The organism is Streptomonospora nanhaiensis (assembly GCF_026642255.1).
GTDB lineage: Bacteria > Actinomycetota > Actinomycetes > Streptosporangiales > Streptosporangiaceae > Nocardiopsis > Nocardiopsis tropica.
The window spans coordinates 1,550,560-1,569,459 of record NZ_CP113264.1; the positions used below are offsets into that span (position 1 = coordinate 1,550,560).

Consider the following 18,900-nt stretch of genomic DNA (forward strand, 5'->3'; position numbering starts at 1 on the left):
GTCACGCGTCCTCCAGCACCTCCGCCATGCGGCCGATCTCCGCGTTCTGCTCCGCGATCACGTCGTTGGCCATCCTGAGCACGGTCTGGTCCCTGCCCTCGGCCATCGCGTCCTCGGCCATGGTGACCGCGCCCTCGTGGTGGGTGGTCATCAGTTCCACGAAGAGCCGGTCGAACGCGTCGCCCTCGGCCTCCGCCAACTGCTCCAGTTCCTCCGGCGTGGCCATGCCCGGCATGTCGGCGTGGTCGACGTCCAGCTCGCAGGCGGGCACGTCGGCGTCCTCGCCGTGGTGGGTGCCGTCCCCCTCCAGGCCGCAGAAGTTCTGGTGCGCGGGGTTCTCCCGGGCGGGGCCGAAGACGTTCTCCTCCAACCAGCTCTCCATGGCGGTGATCTCCGGCCCCTGGGCGGCGGCGATGCGGTCGGCGATGCGCTCGATGCCGTCGCGCTCGTGGCGCTCCGGGACCAGGTCGGTCATCTCCAGGGCCTGGGAGTGGTGCTCGATCATCATCACCAGGTAGGTGACGTCGGCCTCGTTGTGCCCCTGCTCCTCGGCCAGGGCGGCGATCTGGTCGGCGGTCGCGGGCGACGAGGACTCGCCGGGCGCTCCGGGGGCGATGACGTTGGCCGACTCCCGGCCTTCCTCGTCACCGGTACAGGCTGTGGCTCCGAGCAGCGCGAGAGCTGCTCCGGTCGCGAGTGCCAGGCGACGCACGAGGTGTCCTCCGATGGGGGTGTGGCGCGGACGGATCCGCGGTGTCGTGGGGCCCGGTGCCCCTGAGGCAACGTCCTGCGGGTTTTCTACTCACTCGGTGGGTGTTTTGTCCAGCCCTGAGGGTGTGTCGGCAGGACAGGGTTTCCTTCGGTACGCGTCCGGTCCGCGCCGGGCGGTGCCTGTAGGGCGGCCTCCTGGGGATTGGTCAGTAGATGTCCGGTCTCGGCGTTTCGTCTGGAGTGTGGTGACTCAAGGGAGTACAACACAAAGTAGTCAATTGGCATCTTTGTGTAATTCCTGGGGGTGTGGGCTGTGGTGCGTGGACGAGGACGCGGTGGCCGGGTCCGCTGGGGGGCCATCGGGGCGGGGTTCCTGGTGGCCGTCGGCCTCCTGGCCGTCCCCGGGGCGCGCGCCGCCGACGGCGTGAGCACGGGAGGCGGGGTGGTGCACCTGGCCAACCTGCCCAAGCCCGAGGGGCTGCACAGCGACGCCGCCTACAACTCGGACCTGGCGTTCACCGGCGACTACGCCATCGGCGGCAACTACGACGGGTTCGGCGTCTACGACATCTCCGTCCCGGCCCGGCCCCGGCTGGTGTCCACCGTCGTGTGTCCCGGTGGGCAGGGCGACGTGTCGGTGAGCGGCGACCTGCTGTACTTCTCGGTCGACTACCCGCGCGCCGGTACGGAGTGCGGTGCGGCGTCGGTGCCCACGACCGACCCGGAGGGCTTCGAGGGCATTCGGATCTTCGACATCTCGGACAAGGCGAACCCGCAGTACGTGGCGGCCGTGGCGACCGACTGCGGCTCGCACACCAACACGCTGGTGCCCGGCAAGGACGGCGAGCACGAGTACGTCTACGTGTCGTCGTACTCGCCCTCCGAGCGCTTCCCCAACTGTCAGCCGCCGCACGACAAGGTCTCGATCATCGAGGTGCCGCTGGCCGATCCCGCCGCTGCCTCGGTGGTCAACGAGCCCGAACTGTTCCCGGACGGCGGGCACCGGAGGACCACGGGCTGCCACGACATCACCGTCTACCCGGAACGGGACATCGCCGCGGCGGCCTGCCTGGGCGACGGCCTGCTGCTCGACACGTCGGACCCGGCCGAGCCGCGGGTGGTGGACCGCGTCCAGGACCCGAACTTCGCGTTCTGGCACTCGGCGACGTTCACCAACGACGCCAGGAACGTGGTCTTCACCGACGAGCTCGGCGGCGGAAGCGCGGCCACCTGCACGGAGGAGATCGGCCCCGAGCGGGGCGCCGACGCCGTCTACTCGCTGGACCTCGGTGGCGCGTCCCCCGAACTCGGGTTCAGGAGCTACTACAAATTGCCGCGCCATCAGACCGAAACCGAGAACTGTGTGGCGCACAACGGTTCTCTCATTCCCGTGCCCGGGCAGGACTTCTTCGTGCAGTCCTGGTACCAGGGCGGCGTCTCGGTCATCGACCTGACCGATCCCGACCGGCCCGTGGAGATCGGCCACTTCGACCGCGGCCCCTGGAAACCGGACACGCTGAGCACCGCCGGCTCCTGGTCGGCGTACTACTACAGGGGCCACGTCTACTCGTCCGATATTCAGCGGGGCCTCGACGTGCTCAAACTGACGGACCCGCGTTTGTCCGAGGCGGAGAACGTGCGGATGGACGAGTTCAACCCGCAGTCACAACCGTCTTTTCCGTCCCCGCGATGACAGAACGGACGGCTGCGGGGCGCGCCGGGTCCACCTGGCGGGCCCCGCAGCCGCCTGCGGCTAGTCGCGTTGTGCAGCCAGATCGGGTCAGGCCGACACCGTGTTAACAACCATGTTTCTTTTGTATCCCCCTATACATGTTGATGTTGAACTGTGTACGTTCTTCCTGTTTCGCTCCAATCAGAATCAGGAGTTCGTATGGCGTCATCCCCCCCGACCCCCCGCCCCAGATACGCCTCGGCCCGAAGAGGGCTGACCGGCCTCACCCTGGCCGGAGCGGCCGCCCTCGTGGCCGGACTCCTCGGTCCCGCCTCCGCCTCCGCCGACGACGCGTTCGTCAGCGACGCCGATACCAGCTCCAACGTGACTCATGTGACCAACGTCCCGAAGACGGAGTCGATGAGCGACTTCAACTCGGACCTGGCGTTCACCGGCGACTACGCCATCGGCGGCAACTACAACGGCTTCGTCGTCTACGACATCTCCGAGCCCGAGGACCCGCAGATCGTGTCCGAGGTGCTCTGCCCCGGTGGGCAGGGCGACGTGTCGGTGAGCGGCGACCTGCTGTACTTCTCGGTCGACTACCCGCGCGCCGGTACGGAGTGCGGTGCGGCCTCGGTGCCCACGACCGACCCGGAGGGCTTCGAGGGCATCCGGATCTTCGACATCTCGGACAAGGCGAACCCGCAGTACGTGGCGGCCGTGCCCACCGACTGCGGCTCGCACACCAACACCCTCGTCCCCGGCAAGGACGGCGAGCACGAGTACGTCTACGTGTCGTCGTACTCGCCCTCCGAGCGCTTCCCCAACTGTCAGCCGCCGCACGACAAGATCTCGATCATCGAGGTGCCGGTCGACGACCCGGCCTCGGCCGAGCTCGTCGACGCCCCCGTGCTCTTCCCCGACGGCGGCAACACCGGCACCTCCGGCTGCCACGACATCACGGTCTACCCGACCAAGGACATCGCGGCCGGCGCGTGCATGGGCGACGGCATCCTGATGGACATCTCCGACCCGGCCGCCCCGGTCGTGACCGAGGTCGTCCGCGACACCAACTTCGCGTTCTGGCACTCGGCGACGTTCACCAACAACGGCGAGACGGTCACGTTCACCGACGAGCTCGGCGGCGGGGGCGCGGCCACCTGCAGCGAGGCCATCGGCCCCGAGCGGGGGGCGAACGCCATCTACGCCATCGGCGACGACGCGCTCGAATTCCAGAGCTACTACAAGATCGACCGCCACCAGACCGCCACCGAGAACTGCGTCGCCCACAACGGCTCGCTGATCCCGGTGCCCGGGCAGGACTTCTTCGTGCAGTCCTGGTACCAGGGCGGCGTCTCGGTCATCGACTTCAACGACCCGGAGAACCCGAGGGAGATCGGCCACTTCGACCGCGACCCGATCGACGACGACCGGCTCGTCCTGGGCGGCTCCTGGTCGGCGTACTACTACAACGGCTACGTCTACTCCTCCGACATCTCCCGCGGACTCGACGTGCTGAAGCTGGACGACCCGCGCCTGCGGGCCGCCGAGCGCGTGCGCATGGACGAGTTCAACCCGCAGTCCCAGCCCGAGTACAGGCCCGGCCGGGGCGAGGGGCGCTGACCCTCCCCCGGGTCCGGCAGCGCCGCGCGACCCTCCCGGTCCCCGGGAGGGTCCGGCGCACGGACGTCGGGGCCGCGGCGTGGCGCGCGCCGCGGCCCCGGGACAAGCCCCCGCCAACCCCCTAGCGCACAGGAGAACCCCCATGTCCGCACCACCCACCCCCGGTCGGCGCCTCGCGCGCACGGCCGCCCTCTCCGCCGCCGCGGGGACGCTCCTCGTCGGCCTGCTGAGCCCGGCCTCCGCGTACGCGGACGAGGCGCCCGCCGACGAGATCAGCAGCAACGTCACCCATGTCGCCCACGTGCCCAAGCCCGACGCGGTGCGCAGCACCAACTCGGACCTGGCGTTCACGGGCGACTACGCCATCGGCGGCAACTACGACGGATTCGTCGTCTACGACATCTCCGAGCCCGAGGACCCGAAGGTCGTGTCCGAGGTGCTCTGCCCCGGTGGGCAGGGCGACGTGTCGGTGAGCGGCGACCTGCTGTACTTCTCGGTCGACTACCCGCGCGCCGGTACGGAGTGCGGTGCGGCCTCGGTGCCCACGACCGACCCGGAGGGCTTCGAGGGCATTCGGATCTTCGACATCTCGGACAAGGCGAACCCGCAGTACGTGGCGGCCGTGGCGACCGACTGCGGCTCGCACACCAACACGCTGGTGCCCGGCGAGGACGGCGAGCACGAGTACGTCTACGTGTCGTCGTACTCGCCCTCCGAGCGCTTCCCCAACTGTCAGCCGCCGCACGACAAGATCTCGATCATCGAGGTGCCGGTCGACGACCCGGCCTCGGCGGAGCTCGTCGACGCCCCCGTGCTCTTCCCCGAGGGCGGCAACACCGGGACCTCCGGCTGCCACGACATCACGGTCTTCCCGAGCAGGGACATCGCCGCGGGCGCGTGCATGGGCGACGGCATCCTGATGGACATCTCGGACCCGGCCGCCCCGGTCGTGACCGAGGTCGTGCAGGACACCAACTTCGCGTTCTGGCACTCGGCGACGTTCACCAACGACGGCAGGAACGTGGTCTTCACCGACGAGCTCGGCGGAGGCGGGGCCCCCACCTGCACCGAGGAGATCGGCCCGGAGCGCGGCGCCGACGCCGTCTACTCCCTCGACGGTGACGGAGCCGAAGCCGACCTGTCGTTCCAGAGCTACTTCAAGATCGACCGCCACCAGGGCGGGGAGGTCTGCGTCGCCCACAACGGCTCGCTGATCCCGGTGCCCGGGCAGGACTTCTTCGTGCAGTCCTGGTACACGGGCGGAGTCTCGGTCATCGACTTCAACGACGCGGCGAACCCCGAGGAGATCGGCTACTTCGACATCGACTCCCGTGTCGAGGACGGCGTCCAGGACAACGACAGCTGGTCCGCGTACTACTACAACGGCTACGTCTACTCCTCCGACATCGAGCGGGGCATCGACGTGCTGAAGCTGGACGACCCGCGCCTGCGGGCCGCCGAGCGCGTGCGCATGGACGAGTTCAACCCGCAGTCCCAGCCCGAGTACAGGCCCGGCCGGGGCTGACCGGTCCGGACTGGGAGGAGGCTCCCCGGGCGGGGGCGGTGCCCGGCACCGCCCCCGTTCCGCGTCCGGGGGACCCGGCCGGGTCCCCCGGACGCGTCAGCCGAACAGCCGGTCGGTGGGGGCGTCCACCGCCTCCAGGACGCGGCCGGTGAAGTACACCGTGCCCAGGGCCAGGACCCGGCGGCCGAGCGCCGCCAGGGCCGCCGCGGTCAGGTCCGCGGCGTCCATGCGGCCCCAGTGCGGGGGCAGGGCGTGCTCGAAGCGCAAGTGGGCCTCGGGCAGGCGCACGGCCGTCACGGGCAGGCCGCCCAGGACCTCCACGGCGCCGGAGACGTCCTTGTGGTCCGGCAGGCACAGCAGCACGTGGTCCACCCCGCCCCACAGGCCGCGCGCGTGGGCCAGGGCCGCCGCGACGCCGACGCGGTCGATGGCCGAGTCCACCACCACCTCCGCGTCCGGGGCCTCCCCGCCGGGCGCCCTCCCCGCCGGGAGCGGCACAGTGTGCCGGGACAGCCGCCCCGGGAGGCGGACGGTCGCCAGAACGCCGTGCAGGGTCCTCCGGTCCGGTCCCGGGATCCCGAGGTGCTCCAGCATCCGCGCGGCGGCGGCCGTGCCCAGGACCCCGGAGGCCGCCGACAGGCCCGGCGGCCGCAGCGCGGGCGGCGGCTCCGTCCCCTCCGCCTCCGGATCGACGACCTCGGCCCCCACCCTCCCACCGGTCGCGTCGGCCAGCGCCGCGTCGATCTCGGCGGCCACCTCGGGGGTCTGCGGAAGACGCACCAGGGCCCGGGTCCGCTCCCCGGCGACCAGGGTCTTCTCCCGGGCGATCTCGACCACGTCGGCGCCGAGGACGCCCACGTGCTCGGCGAAGACCTTCCCGAGCGCGACGACCTCCGGGCCCGCCAGGCGCAGCTCGTCGCGGCGCCCGCCCATACCGGCCTCGAGGACGCACACGTCGGCGCCCGCCTCCCGCGCACGCAGGAGCCCGGCGACCAGGAACAGGCCGCTCGGCGCCAGGTAGCCCCCCGACTCCTCCACCGTCGGCAGGTCACGGCGCGCGGCGTCGATCCGCGCGCCCAGGGCGTCCAGAACCGCGTCGTCCACCGACGTCCCGTCCACCCGCACGCGTTCGCGGTAGGAGCGGAAGCTCGGCCCCGTCACCAGGACGGTGCGCAGGCCGGCCGCCGACAGGGCGGCCGCCGCCGTCGTCGCTGTACTGCCCTTGCCCTTGGAGCCGACGACCCCCAGCACGGGGGTGCGGTCGGCGTCCAGGCCGAGGGCGGCCAGGAGCGCCGAGGCGCGTCCCAGGCTGCGTGTCTGTCCGGGGCGGCGTTCCGCCCACTCGGTGAAGAAGGGGTCAAGGCTCGGCATCCCCCAAGTATGGTCTGTGCGACATCGGCCGCCGGACCCCTCACCCGGAGTCCGGGCCCAGGTGGGGGCGCGTACACTGGCGCGGGTGTACACCCCGACCACTGAGACACCGTGAGCGGCGTGAGCGCCGAGCAGCGCTACGCCGAGGTGACCGCCGAGATCCTCTCCCGCGCACCCGAGTCCGACATCGATCCCCGCCTGGACCGCGTCCGCACCCTGCTGGATCTGCTGGGTGACCCCCATCGCAACTTCCGGGTCATCCACGTCACGGGGACGAACGGCAAGACGTCCACCGCGCGCATGATCGACGCGCTCATGCGCGCCAGGGGCCTGCGCGTGGGCCGCTACACCAGCCCGCACCTGCGCACCGTGCGCGAGCGCATCGTCGTCGACGGGGAGCCCGTCTCCCAGGAGCGGTTCGTCGAGACCTACGACGACATCCGCCCCTACATCGACATGGCCGACGAGATGAACGACGCGCCCCTGTCGTTCTTCGAGATCCTCACCGTGATGGCCTACGCGGCCTTCGCGGACAGCCCCGTGGACGTCGCCGTGGTCGAGGTGGGCATGGGCGGCCGCTGGGACGCCACCAACGTCGTCGACGGCGACGTGGCCGTGGTGACCCCGATCGGCATCGACCACACCGACTACCTGCCCGACACCCTGCACGGCATCGCCGAGGAGAAGTCCGGCATCATCAAGCCCGGCTCCGTGGCGGTCCTGGCCCAGCAGCCGGTGTCCGCGGCGGAGGTCCTCCTCCGCAACGCCGCCGAGGTGGGGGCCCAGGTGGCCCGCGAGGGGCTGGAGTTCGGCGTCACCTCCCGCGAGGTGGCCGTCGGCGGCCAGCAGCTCGCCCTCAAGGGCCTCACCCGGGACTACGAGGACCTGTTCCTCCCCCTGTTCGGCGCCCACCAGGCGGGGAACGCGGCCGTGGCCGTCGCCGCCGTGGAGGCGTTCGCGTCCGCGGGGGAGGACGCCGAGGGGCTCGACCCGGCGATGGTCGCCGAGGCCCTGGCCGGAGTGGACTCCCCGGGGCGCATGGAGGTCGTGCGCACCAGCCCGACCGTCATCGCCGACGCGGCGCACAACCCCGCCGGGATGACCGCCACCGCGGCCGCGGTGGGGGAGGCCTTCAGCTTCTCCCGCCTGGTGGGCGTCGTCGCGATCATGGCCGACAAGGACGTCGAGGGGATCCTCGACCCCCTCGAACCACTGCTTGACGAGATCGTCGTCACCCGTAACTCCTCACCGCGTTCCCTCGGACCGGAGCAGTTGGGCCACCTCGCCCGACAGGTCTTCGGGGACGACCGTGTGCACGTGGTTCCCCGACTCGACGACGCCATCGACCGGGCCGTCGGCCTGGCCGAGGAGGGCGGAGAGCTCGGCGGTACCGGTGTGCTGGTCACCGGGTCGGTCGTCACCGCGGGTGACACCGTCCACCTGCTGCGCGGTTCCGGCGAGTGACGGGCGGGGCGACACACTACGAAGGGAACCCGCTGTGCGCGTAGTCTGCGCCGTCGTCCTGCTGTTCGAGGCCATCGTGATCGGCCTCTTCATCCCCGTCGCCATCTCCCTGGAGGGGATGGAGCCGGCCACAGCCGCGAGCCTGTGGGGCGGCATGGCCGCCGTCGCCCTGGTGCTCTCCGGCCTCCAGAAGCGCACCTGGGCGCACTACGCCGCCTGGGCGCTGCAGGCCGCGTTCCTGTTCACCTCCTTCCTGGTGTCCGGGGCGATGCTCATCGCGGTCGTGTTCGTGTCCCTGTGGGTGACCGGAGTGGTCATGGGCCGCCGCACCGACGAGATGAAGGCCGCGCACGCGGCCCGCGCCGAGGCCGAGGCGGCCGCCTCCGGGGACGGGGGCGGGGAGGGTTCGGCGACCACCGCGTCGCCGCGGCAAACGCGATAGTGTGACGCACGTCCGGACAGGCGGCCGGTCCCCTCGGGAGGGTTCTCCCCCTTCGCGGCCCCGCTTCCGTGACCCACCACCCGAACCTCCGCGTGCGGCCTACGCCGTGGGCGATCGCCCACGCGCCACGCGGAGTCCCAGTGAGGAGTTGACACGCACGTGGAGCGCACTCTCGTTCTCATCAAGCCGGACGGCGTCCGCCGCAGCATCGTCGGCGAGGTCATCTCGCGCATCGAGCGCAAGGGCCTGAAGCTCGCCGCGATGGAGCTGCGCACGCTCGACGCCGAGACCGCCCGGACGCACTACGAGGAGCACGCGGAGCGCCCGTTCTTCGGCTCCCTCGTGGAGTTCATCACCGGCGGTCCCCTGGTCGCCCTGGTGGTCGAGGGCGAGCGCGCCGTGGAGGCCTTCCGGGCCCTGGCCGGCGCCACCGACCCGGTGACCGCCGCGCCCGGCACCGTCCGCGGCGACTTCGCGCTGGAGGTCCAGCAGAACATCGTGCACGGTTCGGACTCCACCTACTCGGCGGAGCGCGAGATCAAGCTGTTCTTCCCCGACCTGTAGGGGCCGGGCGGCCGCGGACCCTACGGCATGGGGTCCGCGGCCCGGTAGTCGACTTCTCATGGTTCGTCCGGTGACGAGGCATCAATTCGGTGTGTTTGCGTAACGGAGTAAGTGCTGACCGTTACGATGCGGGGGACTGAATACCTATCGTGCCGGAACGACTACGTATGGTCGCCCCGTGCAACCACGTCCGACACGGCGCCTCTGAGGACGTTACATGCCGAACAACCTTGCTTTTCTCGGCCGGGACATGGCCGTCGACCTGGGAACCGCCAACACGCTCGTGTACGTGCGCGGACGCGGCATCGTTCTGAACGAACCATCGGTGGTCGCACTCAACACGTCCACGGGAAAGATCGTCGCGGTCGGCATCGAGGCCAAGCAGATGATCGGCCGAACGCCGAACAACATCACCGCCATCCGCCCCCTCAAGGACGGCGTCATCGCCGACTTCGAGATCACCGAGCGGATGCTGCGCTACTTCATCCAGAAGATCCACCGGCGACGCCACTTCGCGAAACCGCGCATCATCGTCGCGGTCCCCAGCGGCATCACCTCGGTCGAGCACCGCGCCGTCAAGGAGGCGGGCTACCAGGCGGGCGCCCGCAGGGTCTACATCATCGAGGAGCCCATGGCCGCCGCCATCGGCGCCGGGCTCCCCGTGCACGAGCCCACCGGCAACATGGTCGTGGACATCGGCGGCGGCACCACCGAGGTGGCCGTCATCTCCATGGGCGGCATCGTCACCTCGCAGTCCATCCGCGTCGGCGGGGACGAGCTGGACCAGGCGATCATGACCTTCGTCAAGAAGGAGTACTCCCTGATGATCGGGGAGCGCACCGCCGAGGAGCTCAAGATCGCCATCGGCTCCGCCTACCCGACCGGACCCGAGGAGCTCCACGCCGAGGTGCGCGGACGCGACCTCGTCAGCGGGCTCCCCAAGACCGTCGTGCTCTCCGAGGGCGACGTCCGCCAGGCCATCGAGGAACCCGTCACCGCCATCGTCGACGCGGTCCGCACCAGCCTCGACAAGTGCCCCCCGGAGCTGTCCGGCGACATCATGGACCGGGGCGTGGCCGTGACCGGGGGCGGAGCACTGCTGCGCGGCCTGGACGACCGGCTCCTGCACGAGACGGGCATGCCCATCCACGTCGCCGAGAACGCGCTCGACTCCGTCGCGGTCGGATCCGGCACCTGCGTCGAGAACTACGAGAGGCTGCACCAGGTCCTCGTCCCGGAACGGCGGCGATGACATGCTCCGCGACTCACCGAGATCCCGGCTGGTCCTCGCCCTGCTGGTCGCGGCGGCCGTGGTCCTGCTCGTCCTGGACGCCCGGCCCGGCGCCGATCCCGTGACCTCCGTGGCCCGGGCGGGAGGCGAACTCGTGTTCGCCCCCGCCGCGGCCGGGGTCGGCTGGGCCGCCGCGCCCGCGGTCACCCTCTACGACGGCCTGCGCGAGGGGCCCCGGGCCGCCGCGCGCGTCGCCGAGCTGGAGGAGGCCAACGCCGCGCTGGAGGCCGAACTCCAGGCCGCCCGCATCGACCGCAACCGGTCCGACCAGCTCGACGACCTCCTGCACCTGTCCGGCCTCGGCGCCTACGAGGTGGTCCCCGCCCAGGCGGTCACCCGGTCCACCGCACGCGGTTACGCGCACACGGTCACCATCGACACCGGCACGGAGTCCGGTGTCCGCCCGGACATGACCGTCGTCAACGGATCCGGCCTGGTGGGGCGCGTGGTCGAGGCCGGCCCCCGCACCGCCACCGTCATGCTCGCCACCGACGTCAAGTCGGCGGTCGGGGCCCGCCTGGAATCCACCCGCAAGATCGGCGTGGTCAACGGCGGCTCCGTCCCGGGCGGACCCGAGGCCGACCTCACCCTGGAGCTGTTCGACATGGAGGCGCCGGTGGAGGCCGGCGACCGGATCGTGACGCTCGGATCCCACGAGGGCGCGCCCTTCGTCCCCGGAGTGCCCATCGGCACCGTCGACGAGGTGCAGGTCGCGCCGGGAGCGCTCAGCCGTATCGCCCGCCTCACCCCGGCCGTGGACTTCGCGTCCCTGGACGTGGTGGGCGTCGTCGTGGCGGGTCCCGACGACGACCCGCGGGACTCGGTGCTGCCGCCCAAGCCGAAGAAGCCCGAGAAGTCCGAGAAGCCCGAGGGAGAGCAGTGATGAGGTCCGCAGCGACCCTGGTCATGGTGGCCGCCGCCGTCCTCGCCCAGGCCACGATCGTCAACCGGCTCCCGTTCGCGTGGGGCCCCGGCCCCGATCTGGTGGTCGCGGCCGTCGTCGCGGTCGCCCTGACCACCAGCCCGGCCGCCGCGGCCGCGTGCGGTTTCGGTGCGGGCCTGGCCATGGACCTGCTGCCGCCCGCCGAGCACGCCGTCGGCCGCTACGCCCTCGTGCTGTGCCTGGCCGCCTACCTCGTCGCCCTGCTGCGCCGCAACACCGGGGCCCCGGGCGCGGTGGGTTCGCGCACCTCCGGCTGGGCGGCCGTCGGCGCCACCGCCGCCACCGCGCTGGGGGTGGGGGCCGGGTACGCGGCCGTCGGCCTCCTCATGGGCGACCAGCACATGACCCCGGCGGCCGTCGGGACCGGCGTCGGGGTGGGCGCGGCCCTCACGGTGCTCGTCGCACCGCTGGTCACCCTCCCCGTCCTGTGGGTGCGCGAGACACTCGCGGACAGCGAGTTCGCCACCGTCCAGGGCCCCATGGCCCCGGGAGGGTGGTGAGCCGTGCGCAAGCCGCCGTTCGACCCGACGCTCCCGGGGCCCAGGCTCGGCCGTGCCGGTCTGATCACCGCCCAGGTCCTGGTCCTGGTCCTGTTCGCCGTGCTGACCGCGCGCCTGTGGTACCTCCAGGTGCCCATGTCCGACCACTACCGCGACCTCGCGGTGGCCAACCACCACCAGCAGCTGATCGTCCCCGCGACGCGGGGACAGATCCTCGACGCCACCGGTAGGCCCCTGGTCAACAACCGGACCGAGCTGGTGGTCTCGGCCGACTACCACGAGCTCATGGGCATGGAGGACTCCGGCGAGAAGGTCCTGACCGACCTGTCCGAGGTCCTCGACGTCCCGGTGCGCGAGCTCCATCAGCGCATGCGCCTGTGCGGACCCGAGGTTGAGCGCCCCTGCTGGCCGGGCTCGCCCTACCAGCCGGTCACGCTCGCCGAGGACGTGGAGCCCTCGATCGCCCTCCAGATCATGGAGAGCGCCGACGACTTCCCCGGTGTCACCGCCCAGGCGCACGCCGTCCGCGAGTACCCCTACGGCGCGCACGCCGGACAGATCCTCGGCTACCTGCAGCCCGTCACCCAGGAGGAACTGGACGCCCGGGAGGAGCTGCGGACGCAGTTCACCGGTATCGACCAGGTGGGACGCGACGGCCTGGAAGCGGTCTACGACGCCGAGCTGCGGGGGACCGCGGGCCTGCGGACACTGGGGGTGAACAACCACGGCGAGGTGATGGACGTGATCTCCGACCGCCTGCCCGTGGCCGGCTCGCACCTGGTCACCCACCTCGACGTCGGCGTGCAGAAGATCGCCGAGGAGGCTCTGAAGGAGGGGATGGAGGCCGCCCGGCCCAGGTACAGGGCGGACTCCGGCGCCGCGATCGTCATGGACGTGCGCAACGGCGGCATCGTCGCGATGGCCAGCCTCCCGACCTACGACCCCGGCGTCTGGCAGGGCGGCATCGACCAGGAGACCTTCGACGAGATGCTCAGCGAGGAGGCGGGCGAGCCCATGCTCTCCCGTGCCGTGCAGGGCCAGTACCCGCCAGGGTCCACGTTCAAGATCTCGTCCCTGTCGGCCGCGGTGGAGAACGGCTTCTCGCTGCGCAGCACCTACGCCTGCCCCGGCTCGGTCAACATCGCCGGCCAGAACTACCAGAACTACGCGGGCGGCGGCCACGGGGCGCTGTCGCTGCACCAGGCCATCGTTGTCTCCTGCAACACCATCTTCTACAACTTCGGCTACCAGCTGTGGCTCAAGGACGGCGGGCTCAGGCCCGAGGGCGAGCCGACCGAGGCCATGGCCACCATGGCGCGGGGCTACGGCTTCGGGGCGCCGACCGGCATCGACCTGCCGTACGAGACCGGCGGCCGCATCCCCGACCGCGAGTGGAAGCGCACCTTCTGGGCGCAGACCCGGGAGAACAACTGCTACCGGGGCGAGCACGGATACCCGGAGGTCGCCGAGACCAACCCGTCGCACGCCTCCTACCTCAAGCGCCTCGCCCACGAGCAGTGCGTGGAGGGCTTCGAGTGGCGTGCGGGCGAGGCGGTGAACTTCGCGATCGGCCAGGGCGACGTCCTGGTCAGCCCGTTGCAGCTGACCCGGGCCTACGCCGCCATCGCGAACGGGGGCACGCTGTACGAGCCCCGCGTGGCCAAGGCGCTGGTCGCCGCGGACGGCAGCTCCGTCGAGGAGATCGAACCGGTCGTGGCCGGGCGGGTCCCCGTCAAGGACGAGACGATCGAGTACCTCCAGAAGGCGCTCACCGAGGTCACCAAGTCCGGTACCGGCCGCGGAGCCTTCGCGGAGTTCCCGCAGGACGACGTGTCCATCGCGGGCAAGACCGGCAGCGCCGACGCGCAGGAGCGCCAGGTGTCGTCCTGGTTCGCCTCCTACGCGCCGGCCGACGACCCGCAGTTCGCGGTGGTCGTCTTCGTCTCCCAGGGCGGAACGGGCGGTGAGACGTCCGCGCCCATCGCCCGCAAGATCTACGAGGGCATCTACGGGTTCTCCGGGAAGAAGGACAAGGACGACGACTCCGGCGGCGGCGAGCCCGCGCTCCCGGGCGGCAAGCCCTACTCGGAGCTGCCCGTGGTGCGTTCCGACGGTTCCATCGAAGTGTTGGATCGGTAGGCCATGAGCACACACACGGGCGCGCCGCTGTCGGGCCGCCGGACCGGCTTCGGCTCCGGCGCCGTCATGGCGGCCGGGGCGGCGCGCCGCCTGGACTGGGTCCTGATCGTCTCGGTGGCGGTGCTCTGCGCCATCGGCTCACTGCTGGTGTGGTCGGCGACCCTGCCCGGCGACGGCGGGGACCCGATGGACTCCACCGGCCACCTCCGCCGCCACCTGGCCCACCTGGCGGTGGCGTGGGTGGCGTGCCTGGTCGTCGCCTCGGTGGACTTCCGGACCGTGCGGGCGTACGCGCCCATCGTCTACGTGGCCACGGCGGTCGCCCTGGTCCTGGTGCTCACCCCGCTGGGTGCGGTGATCAACGGGTCGCGCGGGTGGATCGTGGTCGGGGCGTTCCAGTTCCAGCCGAGCGAGCTGGCCAAGGTCGGGCTCGTCCTGGTCCTGGCCACGCTCCTGGGCGAGCCGCGCGACGGCGAGAGCAGGCCGATGACCAGGGACGTCCTGTTCTGCCTGCTGGTCCTGGCGGTGCCGCTGGCCCTGGTGATGCTCCAGCCCGACCTGGGCACGACGCTGGTCCTCGGGGCGATCTTCCTGGGGATGCTCACGCTCTCGGGCGCGCCGTTCGTCTGGGTGGCCGGCATGCTCGCGTGCGGCGTCGCCGCGGTGTTCTGCGTGTTCTGGTTCGACCTCCTGGAGCCCTACCAGCTGGACCGCCTCGCCACCCTGGTGGACCCGTCCGCGGACCCGCAGGGCGCCGGGTACAACTCCAACCAGGCGCTCATCGCGGTGGGCTCGGGCGGGTTCAACGGGACCGGGCTGTTCCAGGGGGAGCAGACGCACGGCAGGTTCGTGCCGGAGCAGCACACGGACTTCATCTTCACGGTCGCCGGGGAGGAGCTGGGGTTCGCGGGGGCGGCCCTGGTCATCGCGCTGTTCGCCGTGGTCCTCTGGCGGATCCTGCGGATCGCCCTGGGATGCGACCAGCCCTACCCCCGCCTGCTGTGCGTGGGGGTGGCGGCGTGGTTCGGCTTCCAGACCTTCATCAACATCGGCATGGGGCTGGGGGTCATGCCCGTGACCGGCCTGCCGCTGCCGTTCGTGTCCTACGGCGGCACCGCGATCATGGCGAACATGCTGGGGCTGGGCCTGGTGCTGGGGATCAACTCCCGGGACCGGGGGTTCGAGTAGCGGTCGTGCGGCCCGCGACCGGGGCCCGGGGAGGGGCCGCCCTCCCCGGGCCCCGCCCGTCCCGGCCGGCGGCGCACCCCGCGGGCGTCCCGGCGGGCCCCTCGGGGAACGCCGACCGGCCCTGTGGACGGCCCGGGCCGGAGCCCTCCGGGCCGGTAGCCTGGGAACCTCCGGGCGGTCGCGCTCCAGCGGCTCCGCCGCCCGCTCCCGCCCCGGCGGGGGACAACACGCGTTCTGACACGATGTCCGCCGAACGAAGGCCCGCACCATGTCCGTCGAAAGCCTGTTTCCGCGCCTGGAACCCCTCCTGACCAAGGTGGGCAAGCCCATCCAGTACGTCGGGGGCGAACTCAACTCCGTGGTCAAGGAGTGGGACGGGGCCAGGGTCCGCTGGGCCCTCATGTATCCGGACGCCTACGAGGTGGGCGTGCCCAACCAGGGCGTGCAGATCCTGTACGAGGTCCTCAACGAGCGCGAGGGGGTGCTCGCCGAGCGCGCCTACGCGGTGTGGCCGGACCTGGAGGAGCTGATGCGCGAGCACGGCGTCCCGCACTTCACCGTGGACGCCCACCGGCCGCTGGCCGCCTTCGACGTGCTCGGGATCAGCTTCGCCAGCGAGATGGGCTACACCAACATGCTCACCGCGCTGGACCTGGCCGGGATCCCGCTGCGCTCCCGCGACCGCACCGACGACCACCCGATCGTGCTCGCCGGGGGGCACGCGGCGTTCAACCCCGAGCCGATCGCCGACTTCCTGGACGCGGTGGTCCTGGGCGACGGGGAGGAGATCAGCCTCGCCGTCACCGAGACCGTCCGCGCCTTCAAGGACGAGGGCCGGCCGGGCGGGCGCGACGGGCTGCTGCTGCGGCTGGCCGCGTCCGGCGGCGTGTACGTACCGCGCTTCTTCGACGTGGCCTACCACGGGGACGGGCGGATCGCCTCGTACACGCCCAACCGGCCCGGGGTCCCCGGCACGGTCCAGAAGCACACCGTGATGGACCTGGACGGGTGGCCCTACCCCAAGAGGCCGATCGTGCCCACGGCGGAGTCCGTGCACGAGCGGTACAGCGTGGAGATCTTCCGCGGCTGCACGCGGGGCTGCAGGTTCTGCCAGGCCGGGATGATCACGCGGCCGGTGCGCGAGCGCAGCCGGGAGACCGTCACGAGCATGGTCGAGGAGGGCGTGGCCGCGTCCGGGTTCCAGGAGGTGGGGCTCCTGTCGCTCTCCAGCGCCGACCACAGCGAGATCGGCGACATCGCCAAGGGGCTCGCGGACCGGTACGAGGGCACCAACACGGGCCTGTCCCTGCCCTCCACGAGGGTCGACGCGTTCAACATCGACCTCGCCAACGAGCTGACCCGCAACGGGCGCAGGTCGGGGCTGACCTTCGCGCCCGAGGGCGGCAGCGAGCGGATGCGCCGGGTGATCAACAAGATGGTCACCGAGGAGGACCTGATCCGGACCGTCACCGCCGCGTACGCGGCCGGGTGGCGGCAGGTGAAGCTGTACTTCATGTGCGGTCTGCCCACCGAGGAGGACGAGGACGTCCTCGCCATCGCCGACCTCGCGGCAGAGGTCATCCGGACCGGCCGGGAGGTGACCGGGCGCAAGGACATCCGGTGCACGGTCTCCATCGGCGGGTTCGTGCCCAAGCCCCAGACGCCCTTCCAATGGGCAGCCCAGACGCCGCACGAGGTCGTGGACGCACGGCTGCGCAAGCTGCGCGACGCGCTGCGGGGCGACCGCAGGTACGGCAAGTCCATCGGTCTGCGCTACCACGAGGGCCGCCCGTCCGTGGTGGAGGGCCTGCTGTCCCGGGGCGACCGCCGGGTGGGCCGGGTCATCGAGGAGGTGTGGCGCTCCGGAGGCCGGTTCGACGGCTGGAGCGAGCACTTCTCGTACGAGCGCTGGGAGCGGGCGGCCGTAACCGGACTGGCCGGCCTCCCGGTGGACCTCGACTGGTTCACGACCCGCGAGCGCGACGAGGAGGAGGTCCTGCCCTGGGACCACCTGGACGCGGGCCTCGACCGGTCGTGGCTGTGGCAGGACTGGCAGGACTCCCTGCACGGAGAGGAGTCGCTGGAGGTCGACGACTGCCGGTGGACCCCCTGCTACGACTGTGGGGTCTGTCCGAGTATGGGCACCAATATCCAGATCAACGCGCCGGCCGAGGGGCGCCCCCTGCTCCCGCTGACCGTCGAGTAGCCGCGTGCTCCGCCGCCGGCCGGGAGGACCCGGCTAGAGTCGGACGACTGTCCCGGTTGCCATGGCGGCGCCGGGACGGGCATCCCGTTGGTCGACGGCCCGTGCGCGGGCCCTGGGGGCGACAGTGCGAGCCGACGCGAGACGCAACCGCGAGAAGGTCCTGCGCGCGGCCTTCGAGGCCTTCGCCTCCGAGGGGCTGTCCGTCACCGTCCACGAGATCGCCCGGCGCGCCGGCGTGGGGGCCGGAACCGTCAGCAGGCACTTCCCCACCAAGGAGTCCCTCTACGGGGCCATCGTGCTCAGCCGGATGGAGCGCCTCGTGGGCGCGGCGAGGGCCTTCGCGCAGGAGGAGGCGCCGGGCGACGCCCTCGCCTCCTTCTTCGCGTTCGTGGTCGACGAGGGAGCGCTCGACCACGGGCTCGGCGAGGCGCTCCGAGGCGGCGGGTTCGACGTCGCCGCCGCGGTCCGCGGCACCGGCCACGACGTGGTGGCGGCGCTCGGCGAACTCCTCGCCGCGGCGCAGGAGGCGGGGGAGGTCCGCGACGACGTGGACGCCGCCGACGTCAAGGCGCTGATGGAGGGGTGCATGACCAGGGAGCGCGGGGGGACCGACGAGGCCGCGCGGCGCCGCACCGTGGCCGTGGTGCTGGCGGGGCTGCGTCCGCCCGCCTGACCGCCGTACCGGGCACGCCCCCGGGAACGGGGGAACCCCTGCTCCGCCGGGGGACGGCGGAGAACAGGGGTGCTCATGGCACGGGAGAGCGGGGTCGCTCACAGTGGCGTCAGGGCTACAGGAGTAGGATTCGCGCTCCGGGCGCTCTCTCGACCCTGTGGAGGGGAGTGGCCCGGGGAGAAGGTGTACGGCCCGGCGCCCCGCTCGCGCCGGGCCGTACGAGTAATAAGACTCGCGGGGTGCGCGGGGGGTTGCCATCTCCAGAAGATTTTCTTCGGATTTTTTTTCGGCGGCTCCGCGTTCAGGTGGTGAACACCGGTTCAGTGTCCGCTCCGAGACCTCGGGGACTTTTCGACCGCAGGTCAGTGGGGGAGATACCGGTATGCGTAGTCCTGCTGGCGCATGTGCACCACGGCGCACCGTACGCTGAGCAGGACGAGGAACAGCCCCTTCGAGGTCGCTCCGCCGACCACACCTGGGGGCATGAGGAAAGGAGTTGAGCTGCCCCCCGCACCCGAGGGCACCACCTCACCCTCCACCGCCAAGCCGGGACAGCGGCTTCGTGTCCGCTACGCCAAGCGCGGG

The 18,900-nt window shown here is 71.5% G+C and carries 15 protein-coding genes; 13 read left to right on the forward strand and 2 right to left on the reverse strand.

The window, feature by feature from the left end; genetic code table 11:
• Position 1: 1 nt before the first annotated feature.
• Positions 2-712 carry a DUF305 domain-containing protein gene (locus OUQ99_RS06865; protein ID WP_267948593.1) on the reverse strand — a complete coding sequence of 237 codons (711 nt, stop codon included), beginning with the start codon at positions 710-712 and terminating at the stop codon, positions 2-4.
• A 312-nt stretch (positions 713-1,024) separates the two neighbouring features.
• Between OUQ99_RS06865 and OUQ99_RS06870 the strand changes: the two genes are divergently transcribed.
• The 3 genes from OUQ99_RS06870 to OUQ99_RS06880 all read left to right on the forward strand — a co-directional run bounded on the left by OUQ99_RS06870 (position 1,025) and on the right by OUQ99_RS06880 (position 5,534).
• Positions 1,025-2,404 (forward strand): LVIVD repeat-containing protein, encoded by a 1,380-nt coding sequence (locus OUQ99_RS06870; RefSeq protein WP_431061484.1) that lies wholly within the window; start codon positions 1,025-1,027, stop codon positions 2,402-2,404.
• Between the two features lie 198 nt (positions 2,405-2,602).
• Positions 2,603-4,009: an LVIVD repeat-containing protein gene (locus tag OUQ99_RS06875; protein ID WP_267948594.1), complete on the forward strand. Its 1,407-nt coding sequence runs from the start codon at positions 2,603-2,605 to the stop codon at positions 4,007-4,009.
• Positions 4,010-4,151: 142 nt separating this feature from the next.
• Positions 4,152-5,534, forward strand: coding sequence for an LVIVD repeat-containing protein (locus OUQ99_RS06880; protein ID WP_267948595.1), 1,383 nt, complete (start codon positions 4,152-4,154; stop codon positions 5,532-5,534).
• A 96-nt stretch (positions 5,535-5,630) separates the two neighbouring features.
• On the opposite strand, the gene OUQ99_RS06885 is transcribed toward OUQ99_RS06880, so the two are convergent.
• Positions 5,631-6,905 carry a hypothetical protein gene (locus OUQ99_RS06885; RefSeq protein WP_267948596.1) on the reverse strand — a complete coding sequence of 425 codons (1,275 nt, stop codon included), beginning with the start codon at positions 6,903-6,905 and terminating at the stop codon, positions 5,631-5,633.
• A gap of 111 nt (positions 6,906-7,016) precedes the next feature.
• On the opposite strand from OUQ99_RS06885, the gene OUQ99_RS06890 reads away from it, so the two are divergent.
• The 10 genes from OUQ99_RS06890 (at position 7,017) to OUQ99_RS06935 (ending at position 18,315) form a co-directional block, all read left to right on the forward strand.
• A complete protein-coding gene (locus tag OUQ99_RS06890) occupies positions 7,017-8,369 on the forward strand; it encodes a bifunctional folylpolyglutamate synthase/dihydrofolate synthase (protein ID WP_267948597.1) in 1,353 nt (450 codons plus the stop codon).
• Between the two features lie 34 nt (positions 8,370-8,403).
• On the forward strand, positions 8,404-8,811 hold the full coding sequence (locus OUQ99_RS06895; protein ID WP_267948598.1) for a DUF4233 domain-containing protein: 408 nt from the start codon (positions 8,404-8,406) through the stop codon (positions 8,809-8,811).
• A 159-nt stretch (positions 8,812-8,970) separates the two neighbouring features.
• Positions 8,971-9,375, forward strand: a complete 405-nt coding sequence (gene ndk / locus OUQ99_RS06900; RefSeq protein ID WP_267948599.1) for a nucleoside-diphosphate kinase — start codon at positions 8,971-8,973, stop codon at positions 9,373-9,375.
• A 217-nt stretch (positions 9,376-9,592) separates the two neighbouring features.
• Positions 9,593-10,627 carry a rod shape-determining protein gene (locus tag OUQ99_RS06905; protein ID WP_267948600.1) on the forward strand — a complete coding sequence of 345 codons (1,035 nt, stop codon included), beginning with the start codon at positions 9,593-9,595 and terminating at the stop codon, positions 10,625-10,627.
• Position 10,628: 1 nt separating this feature from the next.
• Entirely contained in the window at positions 10,629-11,549 is a 921-nt protein-coding gene (mreC, locus tag OUQ99_RS06910) for a rod shape-determining protein MreC (protein WP_267948601.1), read from the forward strand.
• Positions 11,549-12,109 (forward strand): rod shape-determining protein MreD, encoded by a 561-nt coding sequence (gene mreD / locus OUQ99_RS06915; protein ID WP_267948602.1) that lies wholly within the window; start codon positions 11,549-11,551, stop codon positions 12,107-12,109. The genes mreC and mreD overlap by 1 nt, the downstream gene beginning before the upstream one ends.
• 3 nt (positions 12,110-12,112) lie before the next feature.
• Positions 12,113-14,248, forward strand: a complete 2,136-nt coding sequence (gene mrdA / locus OUQ99_RS06920; RefSeq protein ID WP_267948603.1) for a penicillin-binding protein 2 — start codon at positions 12,113-12,115, stop codon at positions 14,246-14,248.
• A 3-nt stretch (positions 14,249-14,251) separates the two neighbouring features.
• A complete protein-coding gene (rodA, locus tag OUQ99_RS06925; protein WP_378553311.1) occupies positions 14,252-15,436 on the forward strand; it encodes a rod shape-determining protein RodA in 1,185 nt (394 codons plus the stop codon).
• A gap of 268 nt (positions 15,437-15,704) precedes the next feature.
• Positions 15,705-17,642: a TIGR03960 family B12-binding radical SAM protein gene (locus OUQ99_RS06930; protein ID WP_267948604.1), complete on the forward strand. Its 1,938-nt coding sequence runs from the start codon at positions 15,705-15,707 to the stop codon at positions 17,640-17,642.
• 124 nt (positions 17,643-17,766) lie between these two features.
• Entirely contained in the window at positions 17,767-18,315 is a 549-nt protein-coding gene (locus tag OUQ99_RS06935; protein WP_267948605.1) for a TetR/AcrR family transcriptional regulator, read from the forward strand.
• Positions 18,316-18,900 lie beyond the last annotated feature (585 nt).

What these genes read in the sequence shown, in the direction of transcription:
- OUQ99_RS06875 (WP_267948594.1), top strand. Translation starts at nt 2,603, where the DNA reads ATGGCGTCATCCCCCCCGACCCCCCGCCCCAGATACGCCTCGGCCCGA.
- OUQ99_RS06930 (WP_267948604.1), top strand. Translation starts at nt 15,705, where the DNA reads ATGTCCGTCGAAAGCCTGTTTCCGCGCCTGGAACCCCTCCTGACCAAG.
- mreD (WP_267948602.1), top strand. Translation starts at nt 11,549, where the DNA reads ATGAGGTCCGCAGCGACCCTGGTCATGGTGGCCGCCGCCGTCCTCGCC.
- rodA (WP_378553311.1), top strand. Translation starts at nt 14,252, where the DNA reads ATGAGCACACACACGGGCGCGCCGCTGTCGGGCCGCCGGACCGGCTTC.
- OUQ99_RS06905 (WP_267948600.1), top strand. Translation starts at nt 9,593, where the DNA reads ATGCCGAACAACCTTGCTTTTCTCGGCCGGGACATGGCCGTCGACCTG.
- OUQ99_RS06885 (WP_267948596.1), bottom strand. Translation starts at nt 6,905, where the DNA reads ATGCCGAGCCTTGACCCCTTCTTCACCGAGTGGGCGGAACGCCGCCCC.
- OUQ99_RS06880 (WP_267948595.1), top strand. Translation starts at nt 4,152, where the DNA reads ATGTCCGCACCACCCACCCCCGGTCGGCGCCTCGCGCGCACGGCCGCC.
- mreC (WP_267948601.1), top strand. Translation starts at nt 10,629, where the DNA reads ATGCTCCGCGACTCACCGAGATCCCGGCTGGTCCTCGCCCTGCTGGTC.